The 17,341-nt window shown below is 51.2% G+C and carries 13 protein-coding genes; 6 read left to right on the plus strand and 7 right to left on the minus strand.

All coding sequences use genetic code 11. The features are described from left to right. Window positions 1-11: 11 nt before the first annotated feature. Window positions 12-1,535, minus strand: coding sequence for a M20/M25/M40 family metallo-hydrolase (locus RIC19_RS21395; protein ID WP_350180411.1), 1,524 nt, complete (start codon window positions 1,533-1,535; stop codon window positions 12-14). Window positions 1,536-1,814: 279 nt separating this feature from the next. Here RIC19_RS21395 and RIC19_RS21400 point away from each other — a divergent pair, with 279 nt between their 5' ends. The 3 genes from RIC19_RS21400 to RIC19_RS21410 all read left to right on the plus strand — a co-directional run bounded on the left by RIC19_RS21400 (window position 1,815) and on the right by RIC19_RS21410 (window position 6,451). After that, window positions 1,815-4,475, plus strand: coding sequence for a TonB-dependent receptor domain-containing protein (locus tag RIC19_RS21400; protein WP_350180412.1), 2,661 nt, complete (start codon window positions 1,815-1,817; stop codon window positions 4,473-4,475). Between the two features lie 161 nt (window positions 4,476-4,636). Continuing rightward, window positions 4,637-5,584 carry a DUF4249 domain-containing protein gene (locus RIC19_RS21405; RefSeq protein WP_350180413.1) on the plus strand — a complete coding sequence of 316 codons (948 nt, stop codon included), beginning with the start codon at window positions 4,637-4,639 and terminating at the stop codon, window positions 5,582-5,584. Window positions 5,585-5,770: 186 nt separating this feature from the next. Further along, entirely contained in the window at window positions 5,771-6,451 is a 681-nt protein-coding gene (locus RIC19_RS21410) for a Crp/Fnr family transcriptional regulator (protein WP_350180414.1), read from the plus strand. A 144-nt stretch (window positions 6,452-6,595) separates the two neighbouring features. On the opposite strand, the gene RIC19_RS21415 is transcribed toward RIC19_RS21410, so the two are convergent. The 3 genes from RIC19_RS21415 to RIC19_RS21425 form a co-directional block, all read right to left on the minus strand. After that, a complete protein-coding gene (locus RIC19_RS21415) occupies window positions 6,596-7,678 on the minus strand; it encodes a T9SS type A sorting domain-containing protein (RefSeq protein ID WP_350180415.1) in 1,083 nt (360 codons plus the stop codon). Then, window positions 7,671-8,372: a DUF547 domain-containing protein gene (locus RIC19_RS21420; protein WP_350180417.1), complete on the minus strand. Its 702-nt coding sequence runs from the start codon at window positions 8,370-8,372 to the stop codon at window positions 7,671-7,673. The genes RIC19_RS21415 and RIC19_RS21420 overlap by 8 nt, the downstream gene beginning before the upstream one ends. A gap of 123 nt (window positions 8,373-8,495) precedes the next feature. Further along, window positions 8,496-10,256 carry a M28 family peptidase gene (locus tag RIC19_RS21425; RefSeq protein ID WP_350180418.1) on the minus strand — a complete coding sequence of 587 codons (1,761 nt, stop codon included), beginning with the start codon at window positions 10,254-10,256 and terminating at the stop codon, window positions 8,496-8,498. 222 nt (window positions 10,257-10,478) lie between these two features. Between RIC19_RS21425 and RIC19_RS21430 the strand changes: the two genes are divergently transcribed. Further along, entirely contained in the window at window positions 10,479-11,168 is a 690-nt protein-coding gene (locus RIC19_RS21430) for a TapB family protein (RefSeq protein ID WP_350180419.1), read from the plus strand. 74 nt (window positions 11,169-11,242) lie between these two features. Here the strand turns inward: RIC19_RS21430 and RIC19_RS21435 are convergent, their stop codons facing one another. Both RIC19_RS21435 and leuS read right to left on the minus strand, forming a co-directional pair. After that, window positions 11,243-12,145, minus strand: a complete 903-nt coding sequence (locus RIC19_RS21435; RefSeq protein ID WP_350180420.1) for a M20/M25/M40 family metallo-hydrolase — start codon at window positions 12,143-12,145, stop codon at window positions 11,243-11,245. A 30-nt stretch (window positions 12,146-12,175) separates the two neighbouring features. Further along, entirely contained in the window at window positions 12,176-14,998 is a 2,823-nt protein-coding gene (gene leuS / locus RIC19_RS21440) for a leucine--tRNA ligase (protein WP_350180422.1), read from the minus strand. Between the two features lie 200 nt (window positions 14,999-15,198). Between leuS and RIC19_RS21445 the strand changes: the two genes are divergently transcribed. After that, the gene (locus RIC19_RS21445) at window positions 15,199-15,669 is read left to right on the plus strand and encodes a hypothetical protein (protein WP_350180423.1); all 471 of its coding nucleotides are present in this window, start codon (window positions 15,199-15,201) and stop codon (window positions 15,667-15,669) included. A 19-nt stretch (window positions 15,670-15,688) separates the two neighbouring features. On the opposite strand, the gene RIC19_RS21450 is transcribed toward RIC19_RS21445, so the two are convergent. After that, the gene (locus RIC19_RS21450) at window positions 15,689-16,279 is read right to left on the minus strand and encodes a hypothetical protein (protein WP_350180424.1); all 591 of its coding nucleotides are present in this window, start codon (window positions 16,277-16,279) and stop codon (window positions 15,689-15,691) included. Window positions 16,280-16,456: 177 nt separating this feature from the next. Between RIC19_RS21450 and RIC19_RS21455 the strand changes: the two genes are divergently transcribed. Further along, entirely contained in the window at window positions 16,457-17,335 is an 879-nt protein-coding gene (locus tag RIC19_RS21455) for a cell division protein FtsX (protein ID WP_350180425.1), read from the plus strand. The last annotated feature ends 6 nt before the right edge of the window (window positions 17,336-17,341 follow it).

Here is a 17,341-nt window from a genome sequence, read left to right on the forward strand (position 1 = left end):
AGGCCAATGGTTTAACGGTTGTACAACTGTTTACCCGCTTCCTCGTATTTATCCCCTTCCATCCAGAATGGGCGTTCTTCATCATCGGCAATCAGGCGGGCAGTACGTGCCAGTGCCTGACAGAATTTCTGCAGATAATCGAAATCGATGGTATCCGGGTCATCGGCTGCCTGATGGTAATAGGTGCTAATCTCCTCATCAAAGGAGGTAAGGCCAGGGCTAAAGCAGAGTGCCGGCACCCCTAATTTGGCAAAGGAGACATTATCAGAGCGGTCGAAGAGGTTCTGCTCGGGGGCAGGGTTGGGGAAAACATCCAACCCGAAAATATTGGCGGCGGCTTCGACCAGCCCATCGGTGCCGGTACGCCCGAAACCTACGATAGATACATAAGACGGGTCATTGTACCCTGCGCCATCTGTATTCAGGTTGAAAATGGTCTGCTCCATCGGGATCAGTGGGTTTTCAGCGTAATACTGACTGCCCAGGAGCCCGATTTCCTCACCGGTTACGGCCAGGAAGATCACGGACCGCTTGGGAGGCTGCTCTGCCAACGCCTGAAGCGCACCAAGAAGTGCCGTTGTGCCCATAGCGTTATCGCGGGCACCATTGAAGATGCTATCCTCAGGCGTGTAGGGCGAGCCACCGTTTTTGCCTGTACCCACGTGGTCGAAGTGGGCAGTGATGAGCAGGTATTCCTCCTTCAGCTCCGGGTCGGTGCCCTCCAACATGCCGATAACGTTATTCGAATAGACAGACCGGCGGGAGAAGCCCTCACTGCTGATTTCTACCTTGGTCTTTTTGCTCTCCTTCATGTCGTTGAAGGTCTCTTTGTTCTCTTCTTTAATCCAGCCATAGACAAAGTTGGGGTTCGATTTGGTCGTCTCCATGTCGTCAGACAAGTTCAGGCTCTCCTTATTAAAGTAGGAAAGGAAGAATTGCCAGGGGAACTGAAGCCGGTACAGCTCGATTAGTCCAATGGCGCCCTGCTCTTTGGCCAGCTTGCGCTTTTTGCTCATGGAATTGAATACGGTGAGGGGGTCTTTGCCCTCAGGAGTGCCCGGCAAAACAAAGACGAGCTTGCCCTTTACGTCCAGCCCCTTGTAGTCATTGGTGCCAGCCTCCTCGTCCATCCAGCCGTAGTTGGCAAAAACCGCTTTGGTCTTGGTGAGGTCGAGGTTGCCGGTCATCACGAGGAGGTTTTCCCCTTGCTGATAGGTTTCGTCATTGATTTTGATGCTGGCTGCCACCGGAGGCGTAATCGCTTCGAAGGGCACCGGCTGGTAATAACCGTTGGCCCCTTCTACCTGTTTGAGGCCGTAGGTGGCGTACTGAGAAGCAATATAGGCGGCTGCGATGTCATTGCCCATTTCGCCGGTGCGCCGGCCTTCCAATGCATCTGAAGCCAGGAAACGGAGGTGCGCTTCCATGTCCGCTTTGGATATATTAAATTCAGGAGCCTGCTGCTCGCCTTGAGCCTGAGCTGTGGTAAAGCAAAAGAAGGCAAGGCAGCTTGCCAGTAGTGGTAATCTTTTCATTAATTTCCAATCGTTTGGTTTATACGGTTGCCGCTCTGTGGAGCGGCTTTTCAGACCGAGCTCTAAAGGTAAACATACGTTATGGAATCAGGCGTATGGATTCTACAGAAGTTGGCAAATGATGGATTGATCGCTAAAATACTCCGCTGAAAGCCCATTTAGGCCTTACTATTTACCTGGTCTTCAACCTGTAGTGCCAAAGCCCTGTTGTTAATCCTGAAAAATCACCGTATTTTTGAATATCAGAATAGCGACTTCCCCTGATCTGCAATTGTTCATATGAAGCGAATCCTACTTCTTCTCCTGTTTACGTTGCCATGTGGTTACGCTTTGACCGCTCAGGGGGTGCTCACTCAGCGGGTTTCTGCTGAATTCCGGGAAGTGGGGCTAGAAGAGGCTTTGTACAGGCTGGGCGATGAACAAGGTCTGCGGCTGTCCTTTTCCAATGATATCCTTCCTCCCAAAACCATTTCCATACAGCTCCGGCAAATTGCAGTAGCAGAGGTGCTGGAAGCCCTGCTGGAAGATACGCCCCTGCGCTATAAAGAGCTGGGCGGGCAAATTGTGATTTTCCTGCCTGAAGATGTACAGTTTACCATCAATGGGATTCTCATTGACTTGGCTACCGGGGAGCGGTTGATTGGCGCCAACATTTATGATAATAAAAGCGGGAAAGGCACTGTGACCAACGAGTACGGCTACTTCAGTATCACCCTGCCGGCCGGCCCGGTTGAGCTGGACTTTTCCTATGTAGGCTATGGCGTCCGGTCTGCTTCTTTCTACCTGATGGAAAACCAGCGCCTGGATCAGCAGTTGCGGTCTGACCTGCAGCTGCAGCCTATTGAAGTGGTGGGGGACCGCCCAAAGCTGGAGCAGCATCTGGTACAACCGGGTGGCACTACGCAGCTCAATATGGAGCAACTGGAGCAGCTGCCTGCCCTTGCCGGGGAGTCAGATTTAGTCCGGGCTCTACAGCTTCTGCCAGGGGTGCAGTCTGGTACCGACGGATTGGACGGCTTGCACGTAAGGGGCGGTAGCAACGGCCAGAACCTGATCATGATTGATGGCGTGCCGGTTTACAATATCTCTCATGCGGCTGGTTTGTTTTCAGTATTTAATACGAATGCTGTGAAAAGTGCACAGCTTTACAAAAGCGGTTTTCCTGCCCGCTATGGAGGCCGGTTGTCCTCCGTTTTAGACATTCGTACCCGGGATGGCAACAATCAGCACTACGAGGCGGAAGCCAGCGTGGGGCTGCTGTCGGGCCGAATGACCCTGGAGGGCCCCATCCAAAAAGGCAAGAGCAGCTTCCTCCTCTCCGGGCGTCGGAGCCTGGTTGGCTGGTACCTGCAGCCCCTGGCCGAAAGTATGCGGTCTGAAGAGGACCGGCAGAGCCTGGTCGATTATGACTTTTATGACCTCAACGCTAAGCTCAATTTTACGCTCTCCGACCGGGACGACCTTTACTTTAGCTTTTACCGGGGAGCAGATGCCTATCAAAACCGGAGCATTACCCTGGACACGCTCCTGGCACAGGATACAAGCGTGGCAGAGCCTGCACCATTCCTTTCTTCCAGAAGTGCGCTGGAAGAAATGAGCTGGGGGAATACAGTGGCTTCTATGCGCTGGACCCACCTTTTCGGGGAGCAGCTGTTTGCCAGCCTGACTGCTTCTTACAGCGGGCTTGATGTGGGCATAACGTACGAACGCAGCGACTCCCTGACCAATCTTAGTTCAGGTAGTATTGCAGACCGCTACCTCAGTATCGGCCGGTACTTCTCACAGATCAATGATTTTGGGGCGCGGCTGGATTTTGACTACCGGCCCTCGCCGGCGTTGTTCCTGCGTTTTGGGCTTTCGGCTACCCGCCACCAATTTGAGCCGGGCTTATTGTCATTGGAGTTGGTTGAAAAATCGGACACCCTGCGGCAGCCGCAGTTGCAGGCACGTTCTATATCTGCCAATGAGTTTGGAGCGTACCTGGAAAACGAGTGGCAAGTTACGCCTGACTTCAAAATGAACACCGGGCTTCATTTAGCGGCTTTCGAGGTTGATGGGCGGACTTACTCCTCTTTGCAGCCCCGGCTACAGGCTAACTGGAAGATCAGGAAGGACCTTGAGTTAAACGGCTACCTCAGCAAAATGACGCAGTTTGTCCACTTGCTTTCCAATGCAACCCTGGGCCTGCCCAATGACCTTTGGGTGCCAAGTACGGGTGCTGTAAAGCCCGAGCAAAGCTGGCAGTTTGGCTTGTCTTCCACCTGGCATCTCCAAAAAGGCTGGCAGTTGACTAGTGATTGGTATACCAAGCGTATGAGTCAGTTGTTGACCTATTCAGAAGGCGCCTTGTTTTTTAACGACTGGGAAAGCAACCTGACCTCGGGCGAGGGGCGTGCCTACGGGATGGAAGTGCTGCTGGAAAAGCGGCAGGGTAAAACCACCGGCTGGGCTTCTTACGGGCTCGCCTGGGCGGACCGCCGGTTCCCGCTCGTCAATAATGGAAACCGTTACCCCTATCGCTATGACCGCCGGCATAGTTTAACCCTGGCCTTTGTGCACAACTTTAACGATTGGCTGGAGTTTTCCGGATCATGGGCAATGAACTCCGGCTTCGCTTTCAGCCTGCCACAGGGGCGGTATCAGGTTTTCCTGCCGGGCATTGGAAGCGTAAATGTGGTAGACTACGGCGAAAAAAACAGTTTCCGCATGCCGGTTTATCACAGACTGGACGTGGGTGTTAATATTTATATCCAAACGGAGGCGGTCAGGCATACCCTGAACCTGGGCGTGTACAACCTTTACAACCGCCGCAACCCGCTCTACTATAATCTGGAAACCCGATACGTATCAGAGGGCAGCGAAATCAGGGAAGAACGCCAGTTTACCCCGGTATGGCTGCTACCTTTAATACCCGCACTGAACTATTCTTTGAAATTATAATTGTATATTCGCTGACATCTCCTTACATTTTAGGGGAGTTACCATCGGGATGAGCCGGGCTTGATCAAATTTTGAGAACTCGCCGAATTTTATTCCGAAATCGCCTTCTGATTTTCATATTTGTTTGTTGGCGTCTTTAGTATGGAGAAAACGGATAGCTTATGCCGCGGATAATTTTACTGCCGATCCTTTCGATGCTGTTAAGCCTGTTGCTTAGCTGCGAAAAAACTTTTGATGTCAACTCCGTGGTAGACGCACGCTCCGCTCAGCTGGTAGTGGTTAGCAATTTCACGCTTGACCGCACCCTGCAGGTCTACGTTTCTGCTTCTCAAAGCATTCTTACCGATGAGCCCGTGGGCTATATCGATAACGCAATTGTCGAGCTTTACCGCAATGAAGAATTCCTTACACAGCTTAGTTTTTCTGAAGATAAGGATAAAATCTCCAACCTTCCCTTTTACTCTGCCGGCGATTTCCACCCTCAGGTAGGGATCAGGTATACGGTCAAAGTGGATGTACCCGGTTTTGAAACGGTTACTGCCCACAGTCAGATTCCTACGCCCATTAAAATGATCTCCTCGCAAATCTCGGATCTTCAATTTTCTGAGACCGTAGGAGAAAAAGAAGTCTCCGTGCGCTATAATGTGAATGTAGCTTTTGAAGACCCGGGCCTGGTGGAGAACTATTACCACGTTAACCTGCTACAGCAGTTCAGGGAGTTTGCAATCATTGAGCAAGATACCCTCTATTTTCGGGAAGAGATGCGGCCGGTGGTCTTCTCCAATCAGATGAACACCAATTTTCAGGTGGCACATATTGGCGGAGGGCTGCTGTTGGAAGATGAAGGTATTGATGGACAAACCATCCGCCTAGACCTGCCGGTGGAGTTTAAATACCGGCCTGCGCGGGACGAATTAGGCAAGCTTTTTATTGAACTTCGCGCGGTTTCTAAGGAATACTACCAATACTTCTCTACAATCAGCCGTCAGGATGGTGTTTCTGATACGCCTTTCTCCGATCCGGTAATCGTTTTTGATAACATCAATGGCGGTCAGGGGGTCTTTGCCGGTTTTAGCACTTCGAGCGACTCCCTTGTTGTAGGCTACTGAGCCTTTCCCCGTACTTACCGGCCTCTTTTTTCAAGATCAGTAATTTTGCAGTACCGTAATTCTGAAATTCTTTCTTCTTCGCATAGGGGAGGCTTTGATATTTAGTGTCTCTATAGATGAAATTACAGAACACATGGCATTGAATACAGTCCGTGTCTAAAAGTGAGATTATCTAAAAGAGCTATTATGAACGCCGAAGCAAAATCATCTTTTATTGACCTTTTTCCTCTCTTCTCTGTCCTTTCGGATGAAGATAAAACCACCTTGGCAGAGATGATGGAGTATAAGGTGAAGCCTAAGTACTCCTTCATTTATATGCCTGGAGATGCTTCTGAATATATTTATTTCCTCGCTAAGGGTGCTGTTAAGATTGGCACGCACTCTACCGATGGCAAGGAGATTATTAAGGCATTGATCCACCCTACCGCGATGTTTGGTGAGCTGGGGCTGATCGGGGAGCCTTACTACAAAGATTTTGCGCAGGCGCTCAAGCAAGACATACACTTGTACCAGCTGAAGGTATCGGATATGAAAAAGCTGATGCAGAAAAGCTTCGACCTTTGCACCTCCATAATGAACTTATTTGGCGGTCGCTTGGTGCGGGCTGAAGACAAACTTGAGTCACTCATTTTTAAAGATGCCCGTACCCGCATTATTGAGTTCATCAAGGATGCCGTCGATAAGCGCGGCCGGCGCGTAGGCTACGAAATGCTGCTCAACCACTCCCTGACGCACCAGGATATTGCCAATATCACCTGTACTTCCCGTCAGACCGTTACGCTTGTGCTCAATGAACTGAAGAAATCAGACCTCATCTACTTCAACCGGGGCAAAATCCTGGTTAGAGATATGACTAAACTGGCTTAAGCGCAGCAGCGTCTAAGAGCTTGTTTGGAGCAAAAATGCTCCTCCAAACATGCGCTAAGAATCGAATTTGTAAAAAAAGCCCCGGAAGGTAGTATACCGCTCCGGGGCTTTTTAGTGTGTGGTGCAGAAGGGGTAGCTTCCAGTCTACTCAACAACGATTGTCTTTAAGCCAGACACCCCATCGCTGCCGATTAGCTGAATCAGGTACATCCCACCGGATAAATTATCTGTGGAAATCTGGTGAGCGTTGCCTTTTATTTTTTCAGTCTGTATCACCCTTCCCTGAATGTCAAGGAGCCTGAATCGGTATTCATCCTCCGGGAACCGAAGCCTGAGCCAGTCCTTTACCGGATTAGGAAAAGCCTCAAACTGTAAGTCTAAAGTTTCCGTTTGGGTGGAAGTGATCAGCCGGTCTCCAATACTGATTTCGCTGGCATCGAGAACAGGGCGTGTCCTAAAGTCGTCCTCTTGGTGCAGGGTGGCGATCACGATAAGCCTGAGGTGTTCAGGGGCCCAGCTTTCATCAAGGACCAGGTAATCCTGCCAGGTGTAGGAGGTGCCTACTTGCAGCTGCTCCGGCAACCCTGCACTGCTCCCCCATGTTTCACCGATGATGTCCCGCACTACATTCATAAACGGGTACATCTGTATAGAGCCGCCCAGGCCAAACAGCGGGTGCCCTTCCTCTTCGTTGTAGTAATTCGACTGCTGATAGCCTGGCGCTGTACTTTGGATGGAGTCTTCAACCACCAGTACACTGAGCCGGAGCTCACCTGCTTCGGGTAGTGGTTCTAATAACTCAACGCTGACTTCAAAGCTAAGGGGAGCGTCCTCAGATTGTGGCGCAAATTGGATATCCAGATCCAGGTAATCGGGCTCGCTGAGCTGCCCTTCCACTAATGCTGACCATTGCCCGGTGTAGGCATATATTGGACCGGTAGCCTCCGCGGGCGTCCGGTTGATGACTCCAAGAGGAGTGCCCGGTATCAGAAACGCATTCTTCCAGGCTGTACTATGTGGATTAGCCATAGGGTCTGCAGAAGAATGATGATAGGCCAATATGACCCGGTCCGGATGATCAGCAGCTATTTGCTGAGCAATAAGGTGCGCGTGGGGGCATTCTCCGCACCAGGAAGAGGTGTAATGCTCCAGCAAAACCCGCCGTTGGGCATGTAGCTGTACGCTGATGACAGCCATCAGCACAAAAAGAATGGTCTTATTACTCATTCAGCGCCCAGTTGTACTCCAGGAAAGTCACTTTTGCCTTAGGTTTGATATCGATCTCGGTGTAGCGGTTTGCAAAAGCAGCAAGGTCTCCGAAATCTTCACCGTACCAGTTGAAGATTTGAGAGAGTTCCAATGCTTTAGCTCCAATGCGATTGTACTGTTCGTTATTGATAAAAGCCCGCGTTTGCTGTTCCAGGTTTTGCTCGAGGTTTTCGGCGGTCCAGGCGTGGTTGAGCAGAGGCGGGCAGGACTGCGCGGCACAATTGACCGCAAAGTGGATGCGTGGTTCATCGTAGCGGGGGCGAATGATATCATGCTCAATCTGATTGAGCGAATAAGTTTGCCGCCCCAGTTCTATCCACTTCACATCCCAGGGGTTGCCATCGTGCAGGTCCCGGATGCTCTTGACCGGGTAGTTGTCTACGATGAGCTTGACCGTATAGGCATTATAGGCATTAATCCAGTAGGCAAGTTTCTCATCGCGGCTCCAACTGTCCATAGGCGGGTGGCTGGCCAGTTCGTCCAGATAAGCATTTAGCGCTTTCTCATTTTTGGCCATTTTTTTATAATTCACCACTCCGGTCTCTGAGACATATTGCTGAAGCACCGTTTCCCAAAGGTTATGGTCAGGGGCGGAAGCCTGTGGTGTGGATATGCTGGTCATGATTGCCAGTACAAATGAAATGTAGATCATAGTCGTTTTACAGTTTTAAATTGGGGGGAAGATAATCATTATCACGTTCAAAAAACCGATTTGACAGATGGGATGTTGCCCGCTCCGGCGGTAAATGTTACGGAGCGGACACATCAAGCGGCTTTAGTAGGCGTAGATCATCGCCTTGGTATCAACGGGCCTGCCGTCAATGACCAGGCTGTAATAGTACGTACCGGGCACGTACCGGTGGTGCTCGTAGCCGTACACAATTTGTACAAGCCCGGGGTTGAGCTCCACATCATAGCGTGCCAGTTCCCGGCCCTGTATATCGGCAATGCGGATAAACGCTTTTTTGTAATCGATGCTGGATTCCACCATCACCCCGATCGTTGTTGCTTCATCGAAGGGGTTGGGCCGGTTTTGCAGCAGGGTCAGCCCTTCATAGGCTTTCACCTCCTGCGTGCTCGTAGTGAGGTTGGCGAAGGTCTCCTCTGAGAAGTGGCTTTCGATATTGTTGGTATCAAGAGCGGCGGCAGACATCAGGTAGACCGTACCAGGCGGCAGCCAGGAAAGGGTGTCTTCCAGTGCTGAAACGGTAACGAGGGTATCAAAGTAAGCGGTTTCGGACTCAAAGCTGCGTATGCCCAACCGGTAAAGGCCGGTGCCTGCCGGGTCTTCAAATTTATACCGGATTCCGGCGAGCGTTGCTTCCAGCTCAAAATCAACCGGGGTAGCCGGCCCCATAGCACTTGCAGCAGCAGCACCACCATTGAGTACGGTATTGCGTGCCAGGTAGTTGAAGTCAACAAAGAAGCTGTCGAGCTGCCCGTCCCCGTTGGTATCCATCCCAAGCATATCCTCGATGGTATGCTGACGGTCATGGTAATCGGGGGTGCTGGGATTGCCGTTGCCATGCTCGTTAGCAGAGGTGAAACGAACGGCAGAGTAGCCGCGCTGCCGGAAGGGGATGTGATCGCCCCCGCGTCCGGCACGGTCTTCCCGGGAGATGATGTTGACCTCGCCCGCAACCGTTACGATGGGAGCAATATTCTCATCGTACTGCAGCTTGCTGTACCGTGCAAGCAAACGAGAGGAAGATGCGCCAAAAAGCCCGCCATTGGAGGAGTAGACCCGCACATTGATGCTGTCGATGGCGTTGAGCCCCGGGCAGCCCGGTGGGGAGGCCGTTGCGCCGCAGATAATGCCGCCAACGATATCGTTGTTATAGACGCCCCGGATTTGAATATCCTCCTGCTCAGCGTACTCTGCAAAGGCATTGGCCCCAAAAAGGCCCTGTTCTTCTCCGGTAGTAATCATGAAGACGAGCGTACGGTTGAACGTATACCGGCTCATCACGCGTGCCAACTCAAGCACCAGAGCGGTACCGCTGCCGTTGTCTTCCATGCCATGCGCCATGCATTCCGTATCACAGACTTCCGCACACCGGCTGTCCATGTGCCCTTCAATGAGCACGACTTCGCCCCGGTTGGGGCCAATGCCTGGTAGTACGGCAAGGACATTCCGGTGCTGCCCCATACCGCAGATCTCCTGGTCAAACTGGAAATACCCGACCTCAAGACGGCCTTCCTGTGCTGCCGGAAAGCTTTCGAATTTACCATGCGCCCAGCGGCGGGCTGCTCCCATACCAAAAGTCGCACTTGTGGTGTCTGCTCCGGTGTTCCGGTTTTCAAAGCTGCTCAAGTCAACAAGGTAACTGTATAGAGAATCCGGGGAAACCGCATCGACCAAATCCGCAAATACTTCATCCGGGTGGTTAATCAGGGTGGCCGGTTCGTAGTCGGAAGCCGGGTAGTTGCCCTTGAGCAGGTCCTCCATTACAGGATTGGTAAGCAGTAAGTTGGTCTGACCAAAGGCAGGTGCCGCAGCCAGGGCTGCCCAAAGAAATAAGTAAAGTCGCTTCATGGCTCTTTTTTGTGACGTTCGAAGATTACAAATACTCCAGTATAATAAAAAGGGTTTCAGAAATGTTTTCAATTGCAAGTCCGTAGGGGCTTGCGGCTTTCTTTAGAGATGCTATGTTTAGCATCCCAACAAGCTTTTAAAACGGCCTTAACATTCGGAAGTATGGAATTCATCGAGGATCGTTATCTTACCGGTATAACAAAAACCGAAATACTGTAACTGATGAAATACAGAATCCTATTCGTACTACTGCCAGTACTACTGAGCAGTGCTGGTAAAGCCCAGGATTGTTCCACCTTTTTCCCATTCAAAGAAGGAGCTTATATGGAGTATACCACCTTCAACAAAAAAGGGAAAGTAGAGAGTATTACCGAAAATACCGTGAAAGTGATCAATGAAAACGGCACAGAGGTACAAGCCGAGGTAGGTACGGTGCTCAAAGACAAGAAAGGCAAAGAATCTTACTCCGGCACCTATGAGGTGTTTTGCAAAGACGGAAAATTAATGATGGATATGAACGCCATGTTTAATCCCGCCATGCAGCAATCGTTCAGCGGTTATGAAGTTACCATCGAAGGCGATGCTTTGACCTTCCCGAATGAAATTGAAGTAGGGCAGACATTGCCTGATGCATCTTCCAGGATCACCACCGCGGCAAGTGGGATCAATATTGCAACCATGAACATCGAAATTACAGACCGTAAAGTGGGGGAGAAGGTGACCCTTTCTACTGATGCGGGCACCTTTGAGTGCTACAAGATCAGCCAGACCTCCAATATCAAGATGATGATCAGCCGTTCTTATTCCACAATTGAGTACTTCGCAGAGGGTATAGGTGTGGTGCGGTCCGAGACTTATGATCAGGGTGGGAAACTGCAGAGCTACATGGAGCTCACGGCATTTAAAAAGTAGGGCTTGAAAGAAAGCTTGTTTGAAGGAAAACTATTGCCAGCCTCTTCCGGTCGTTCCGGGAGAGGCTGTTGTTTTTAGGGCCGGGAAAGGTGCAGGACGCTTTGTTGGATAAACCGGCTCACTGCGGTGTAGAATTCCGGCATGATCCGCTCAGTATCATCGGTAGGCTGATGGTAATCCGGGTGGTCCTCCACACCGAAGTAGAGAAAGGGGACCCCTTTTTTGTGAAACTCCCCGTGGTCAGAAGCATGCGTCCAGTCGTCTGCCCGGGTAGGTGAAGGGGATTCATGCCCAAAAGAGATCTTTATCGTAGCCGCCTCCGCCAGACTGTCCAGCGGTGCACGTAACCGGGGGTGGTATCCCGTGCCGCAGATGTAAACTTCCTCTTTGTCATTCCGCCCGATCATATCCATGTTGATGTTCAAAATAATATGCTGCAGGGTAACGGTTGGTTCATCCACAAAGTGGTTGGCGCCTCTGAGTCCGACCTCTTCCGCATCAAAAGCAGCAAACAGCAGGCTGTAGGGCGCAGGATTGGCTTGGAAATACCGGGCGAGTTCGAGCAGCGCGCCCACCCCGGAGGCGTTGTCATCCGCTCCGTTATAAATCTTGCCGTCCCGCTCCCCAACGTGGTCATAGTGGGCAGAGATGACAATAACGGAATCTGCAGAGCGGGTGCCTTTGACCATCGCCAGCAGGTTAACCCCATTGTAGGTACTCATAAAAAACCGGCTGTAGAACCGAAAGGGCTGCCGGTAACCTTCCGTACCTGCTTCTGAGAGCCCGTAGGCCTTGAAGCGGTCCAAAATGTAGGCCGCGGCTGTGGCGTTTCCGGGGGTGCCTATTTCCCGGCCTTTCAGGTCATCAGCGGCTAAAAAACGGACATGAGCCATCAGTGAATCCGTCGATATCTCTCCGGTTTGTGCCGTAAGCCCGAAGGAACAAAGGAAAAGCAAGGTTGATAACAGGTACTTCATGGTCTTGATTTAAGCTGGGCAGTGTTTTTGTTAGCCAACAACAATATTGATCATACGCTTGGGCACTACGATCACCTTACGGATGGTTTTGCCTTCAATCCATTTCTGAATGCCTTCCAGTTCTCTTGCAGCCGCTTCAAGGTCTTCCTTGGACGCATCTGAAGAGAAGGAGGCTGTAGCCCGGGTTTTGCCGTTGATCGCAATCGGGTATTCCACTTCATCTTCTTTGAGGTACTCCGGATTGAAAGCCGGGTACTGCCCGTCTCTGTGCACACTACCGCTATTCCCGAGCTTCGACCACAGGTCTTCGGTGGCGAAAGGGGCAAAAGGCGACATCAGCACCACCAAAGGCTCAAGAATAGCCCGCTTGTTACACTTCGTTTTGCGCAGCTCATTGGTCGCAATCATGAAGGCACTAATGCAGGTGTTGAATGAAAACCGCTCGATGTCCTGCTCAACTTTTTGTATGGCCTGATGCAGGGCTTTCAGCTCTGCTTTATCAGGAGCATCGTCACTGACACTGAAGTGGCCATCCTTATCGAAAAAGAAATCATAGAAACGGCGCAGGAACTTATACACTCCATCAATACCCTGTATATCCCAAGGCTTCGACTGTTCGAGCGGGCCCAGGAACATTTCGTACATCCGGAAGCAATCTGCGCCATACTGCGCCACTACATCATCCGGGTTGATGACGTTGAACTTGGACTTCGACATTTTGCCGACCTCGCTATAGGTCACCAATTTACCTTCTTCATTGGTCTCAAAAGCCGCACCTTTGAATTCGGGCCGCCAGTCGAGGAACTGCTGAATGCCCGCTTTATCCAGGTAAGAGTCGTCTTTGCCGTAGTCACTTACAAAGTCCACATGTACTGGAATCTGCGCCCATTCCGTATCCGGGTATTGGTCAATCAGATCAGCAGAAACAAAGCGCTTTTGCCCGGTGGCGTTTTTATCGAGGTAAATGAACTCAATCACGCCCTGAATCATACCCTGATTGATCAGCTTTTTAGCATACTCCTTCTTGGGTACCAGCCCGAGGTCATAGAGGAAGTGGTTCCAGAAGCGGCTGTACAGTAGGTGGCCGACCGCATGCTCGGAGCCACCAATATACAAGTCGACATCCTGCCAGTAGTTGACAGCTTCACTGGAGACAAAGGCTTCATCATTTCCGGGGTCCATATACCGGTACCAATACCAGGAGGAGCCCGCCCAGCCCGGCATGGTAGAGAGTTCATATTCGTACTGGTCTTTGTACTTCCAGTCGTTTGCACGGCCCAGTGGTGGCTCGCCCGTTTCGGTTGGCAGGTACTTATCCACCTTAGGCAATACCAGAGGGAGTTCTGATTCCTCAATCAGGTAAGGAACGCCGTCTTTCCAATAGGCCGGGACTGGCTCTCCCCAGTAGCGCTGACGGCTGAAGACCGCGTTGCGCAGCCGGTATTGAATCTTGCCACGGCCCATGCCTTTCTCTTCCAGCCAGCTGATCAGTTTGGGAATGGCCGCTTCGTAGTCGAGCCCGTTGATGAGCCCGGAGTTGACATACTGCCCTTCCTTAGTCGCGTCAGCCACCTCGTCCAGGTTTTGCTGCGCATCCAGGATTTGGACAATTGGCAAACCAAAGTGCTTGGCAAAGTTCCAGTCCCGCTGATCGCCGGAAGGTACAGCCATGACTGCTCCGGTACCATAACCGGCCAGCACATAATCAGCGATATAGATTGGCACCTTCTCACCATTGACAGGATTGATGCAGTAGCTGCCGGTGAACGCTCCGGTCACTCTTTTGACTTCCGCCATGCGCTCGACTTCAGAGCGGGACGCGGTCCACTTGATGTATTTTTCAACCTCCTGCTGCTGTTCCGGCTTCGTCAGTTGAGTGACCAACTCGTGCTCTGGTGCCAGTACCATGAAGGTCACACCGTAGATGGTGTCCACACGGGTGGTGAAGACTTCAATGGTGGTATCGGGCGCTTCTTCGAGTGCAAATTTGACACTTGCACCCTGCGAGCGGCCAATCCAGTTGCGCTGTTGTTCTTTCAGGCTCTCCGGCCAGTCGATCTCATCGAGGCCATACAGCAACCGGTCGGCGTAGGCGGTGATGCGCATGCTCCATTGCTGCATGAGTTTGCGCTCAACGGGGTAGCCGCCGCGCTCGCTTACACCATCCTTTACTTCGTCATTGGAGAGCACTGTGCCCAACTGCGGGCACCAGTTAACGTAGCTTTCTTCCGGGAAAGTCAGCCGGTAGTTCAGCAGGAAGAGCTGTTGCTCGCCTTCTGACTTGTTTTTCCACTCTGCAGCGGTGATTGGGGGCGTTTCTTCATCGGCTACAGCGGTGACACCGGCGTTGCCATGTTGCTCCAGGTGCCGGATCAGCTGCGCTATGGGCATTGCCTTATCAGCGGTAGTATCATAGTAGTGATTGTACAGCTGCATGAAAATCCACTGCGTCCATTTGTAGTAGGCAGGGTCGCAGGTCTGTACCTCCCGGCTCCAGTCGAAGCTGAAACCGATATTGTCCAGCTGTTCGCGGTAGCGCTTGATGTTTTCGGCCGTAGATTTGGCAGGGTGGACACCGGTTTGGATGGCGTATTGTTCTGCCGGCAGGCCAAAGGCATCGTAGCCCATAGGGTGCAGCACATTAAACCCTTTGAGCCGTTTGTAGCGGGAATAGATATCCGTGGCAATGTATCCCAGCGGATGGCCCACGTGCAGGCCGGAGCCGGAAGGGTAGGGGAACATGTCCAGTATATAGTACTTAGGCTTGCCGGGGTCAGCTTTTACTTTGTAGATGCCTTCCTTTTCCCAGAATGCTTTGCATTGCTTCTCGATTTCTCCGGGTTTATATTCCATGCTACAGCTACGGTTTTGATTTTTGACTTAACGTTGGAGGGGGAACTAGGGTTCCCATTTCGTTTTTCAGAGCGCGAAAATAGGTATTTTCCGGGGAAACCCCGCTTGTCAGTTGCGGGTATTGGGTAATGCTGAAGCGGGTTTAGGAAAAGGATCGTAAATTTGAGCACTCCATCTTATCTTTACGAAAAAATAAAAACATGCTAAAAAGTCTGATCAAAGTAGGGCTGCTGTTGGTGGCAGGAATTTTGGTTTATAATTATTTTTTTGGCACGCCGGAAGAAAAAGCACAGTCCAAAGAGATATTCACCAATGTCAAAGACCTGACCAAGTCTGCTTTTGACCTGCTCAAACAGGAGAAGCAAAAATTTGACGAGGGAAAGTACGATGAAGCCGTAGATAAAGTTGGCGGGTTGCTGGAAAACCTCAAGGGGAAAGCCGAGCAACTGGAAGACAACCGCGAGCTGCTGGACCAAATTGCAGAACTAGAGCGTAAAAGGCAGCGCCTGAGCGATGACATCAACCGGGAGATTCCGGAAGACTACGACAGCACCTCTGCCGAACGCCCCAAAATGGACAGTTCCCGCCGCAAGGAAATAGAAGAAGAGTGGGAGGACCTCGTGCGCAAGACAGAGCACCTTATGGATGATATGGAGCAGAAAAAGCAGTAAAGGGTTATCTGATACGCCCTTAATCGAGCATCGCCCGGGTACACTTCTCAATTGGGGAGATGGCGTCAACGAGGATGTTGCCACGGAAAGCACGCCCCTGATGCGGATGGTAGGCCTCAAATACCAGATAGTAAATATCCTGTTTGGCAAAAAACTCCACTTCGTAGGCTTCCCATCTGGGGTGGCGAATGAGAGGAGACTCGTAGACCACTTGTGCTTTTTGGCATTTTGCTGCGCCTCCGTAAATGCGCAGGCGTAGTTCTCCGTTATAGGTCTCATAGTTGTTGGAATGCGATAAAAAGAGGGTAAGGGTGTAGCAATCTCCTTTTTTCAAAGGTGCGGTAAGCCGCTGGCCAATACTTTCCCAGGTGCCGTCTTCCCGGGTAATGAGCCCGAGGTAGGTGTCGCCTTCTTCCGCAGGGTTGTATACGCCCCACTGACCGGGCAGGATATCAGGCGTGGAGCCGGTTTCACAACCAAACCAACCACTGGGTACGGTTGCATCGAGGGCACCGTCCTCAAAGGAAGCGTTGTTCAGGAAAATGGGCTGTGCTGCTACCGTTAGGCCAAATAAGCCCGACAATAACAGGGCAAGGGCAAGGCTTCTCATCGTATTCCTTTTTTAGGGAAACGACTGCCCAATTCGCTTTGTTGCTTTGGCCTTTCGGCTTTATCTGCAACAGGGCTGCCCAATTCGCTTATATTTTCTAATTTTGCGCGTGTTCAACGATAAAACTCTACAATTTGTGGCGCCATTATAAACGGTGCCCCTAAGCAAATACCTCCTATGCCCGGACAGCTGGATCAGCGGCGCTCAAAGAGCCGACCCAATTACTGGCACTCTATCATTAGCGTAGCTTTAGTGCTGTTCGCTCTGGGCTTTTTTGCGCTTACGCTGCTTAATGCCCAGCTTATTGTCAATGAGCTTAAGGAAAAAGTGAACCTGATCATTGAATTGCAGGGAGAAGATACTGATGTGCTTGCGCGGCAAATCCTCAAGGATGTAGATCAAATGCCGTTTGTCAGGGAAGGCTCCGCAGCGTTTATTTCCAAAGAGCAGGGCGCAGCGCTTATGCGGGAAGATTTTGGCGACGACTTTCTGAAGCTCGATCTGCCCAATCCGCTGTATGATGTGATCACGTTCAATGTGAAAGCTGCCTACATGCACGCGGACAGTTTGAAAGAAATTCGCCGGGCGCTGATTGAACGCAAAGGGATAACCGACGTATACTACCAGGAAAGCCTGGTCAATGATATTGCGGATAATATAAAAGCCATTGGGATTGCCGCGATGGCTATCCTGGCGCTATTCCTGATTGTGGCGGGGTTGCTGATCCACAATACGGTAAGACTGGCGCTGTACGCCAACCGGTTGCTAATCAAAAACATGGAACTGGTAGGGGCCACCTGGGAGTTCATCAGCCAGCCTTTTCTTCGCCGGGCGATGTTGCACGGCTTACTGAGTGGCGCACTGGCATCAGGAGCACTTTTGCTGCTTTACCTCTATGTACAGGCTGATGTGCCGGGGCTGCGTGATATTCAGGACTGGACGGGCATGTTTATGCTGTTTGGCCTGCTGTTGACCATGGGCATGTTCATCAACACCCTGAGTACCTATTGGGTGGTACGCAAATATTTGAAAATGAGAGTAGATGACCTCTACTAAAAATAG

This window comes from Phaeodactylibacter sp. (assembly GCF_040219495.1).
Taxonomy (GTDB): Bacteria; Bacteroidota; Bacteroidia; order Chitinophagales; family Saprospiraceae; genus Phaeodactylibacter.

Bases quoted from the DNA above. Each gene is read 5' to 3' on its own strand.
- RIC19_RS21430 (WP_350180419.1), top strand. From the start codon at position 10,479: ATGAAATACAGAATCCTATTCGTACTACTGCCAGTACTACTGAGCAGT.
- RIC19_RS21450 (WP_350180424.1), bottom strand. From the start codon at position 16,279: ATGAGAAGCCTTGCCCTTGCCCTGTTATTGTCGGGCTTATTTGGCCTA.
- RIC19_RS21455 (WP_350180425.1), top strand. From the start codon at position 16,457: ATGCCCGGACAGCTGGATCAGCGGCGCTCAAAGAGCCGACCCAATTAC.
- RIC19_RS21445 (WP_350180423.1), top strand. From the start codon at position 15,199: ATGCTAAAAAGTCTGATCAAAGTAGGGCTGCTGTTGGTGGCAGGAATT.
- RIC19_RS21425 (WP_350180418.1), bottom strand. From the start codon at position 10,256: ATGAAGCGACTTTACTTATTTCTTTGGGCAGCCCTGGCTGCGGCACCT.
- RIC19_RS21420 (WP_350180417.1), bottom strand. From the start codon at position 8,372: ATGATCTACATTTCATTTGTACTGGCAATCATGACCAGCATATCCACA.
- leuS (WP_350180422.1), bottom strand. From the start codon at position 14,998: ATGGAATATAAACCCGGAGAAATCGAGAAGCAATGCAAAGCATTCTGG.
- RIC19_RS21435 (WP_350180420.1), bottom strand. From the start codon at position 12,145: ATGAAGTACCTGTTATCAACCTTGCTTTTCCTTTGTTCCTTCGGGCTT.
- RIC19_RS21410 (WP_350180414.1), top strand. From the start codon at position 5,771: ATGAACGCCGAAGCAAAATCATCTTTTATTGACCTTTTTCCTCTCTTC.
- RIC19_RS21415 (WP_350180415.1), bottom strand. From the start codon at position 7,678: ATGAGTAATAAGACCATTCTTTTTGTGCTGATGGCTGTCATCAGCGTA.
- RIC19_RS21400 (WP_350180412.1), top strand. From the start codon at position 1,815: ATGAAGCGAATCCTACTTCTTCTCCTGTTTACGTTGCCATGTGGTTAC.
- RIC19_RS21395 (WP_350180411.1), bottom strand. From the start codon at position 1,535: ATGAAAAGATTACCACTACTGGCAAGCTGCCTTGCCTTCTTTTGCTTT.
- RIC19_RS21405 (WP_350180413.1), top strand. From the start codon at position 4,637: ATGCCGCGGATAATTTTACTGCCGATCCTTTCGATGCTGTTAAGCCTG.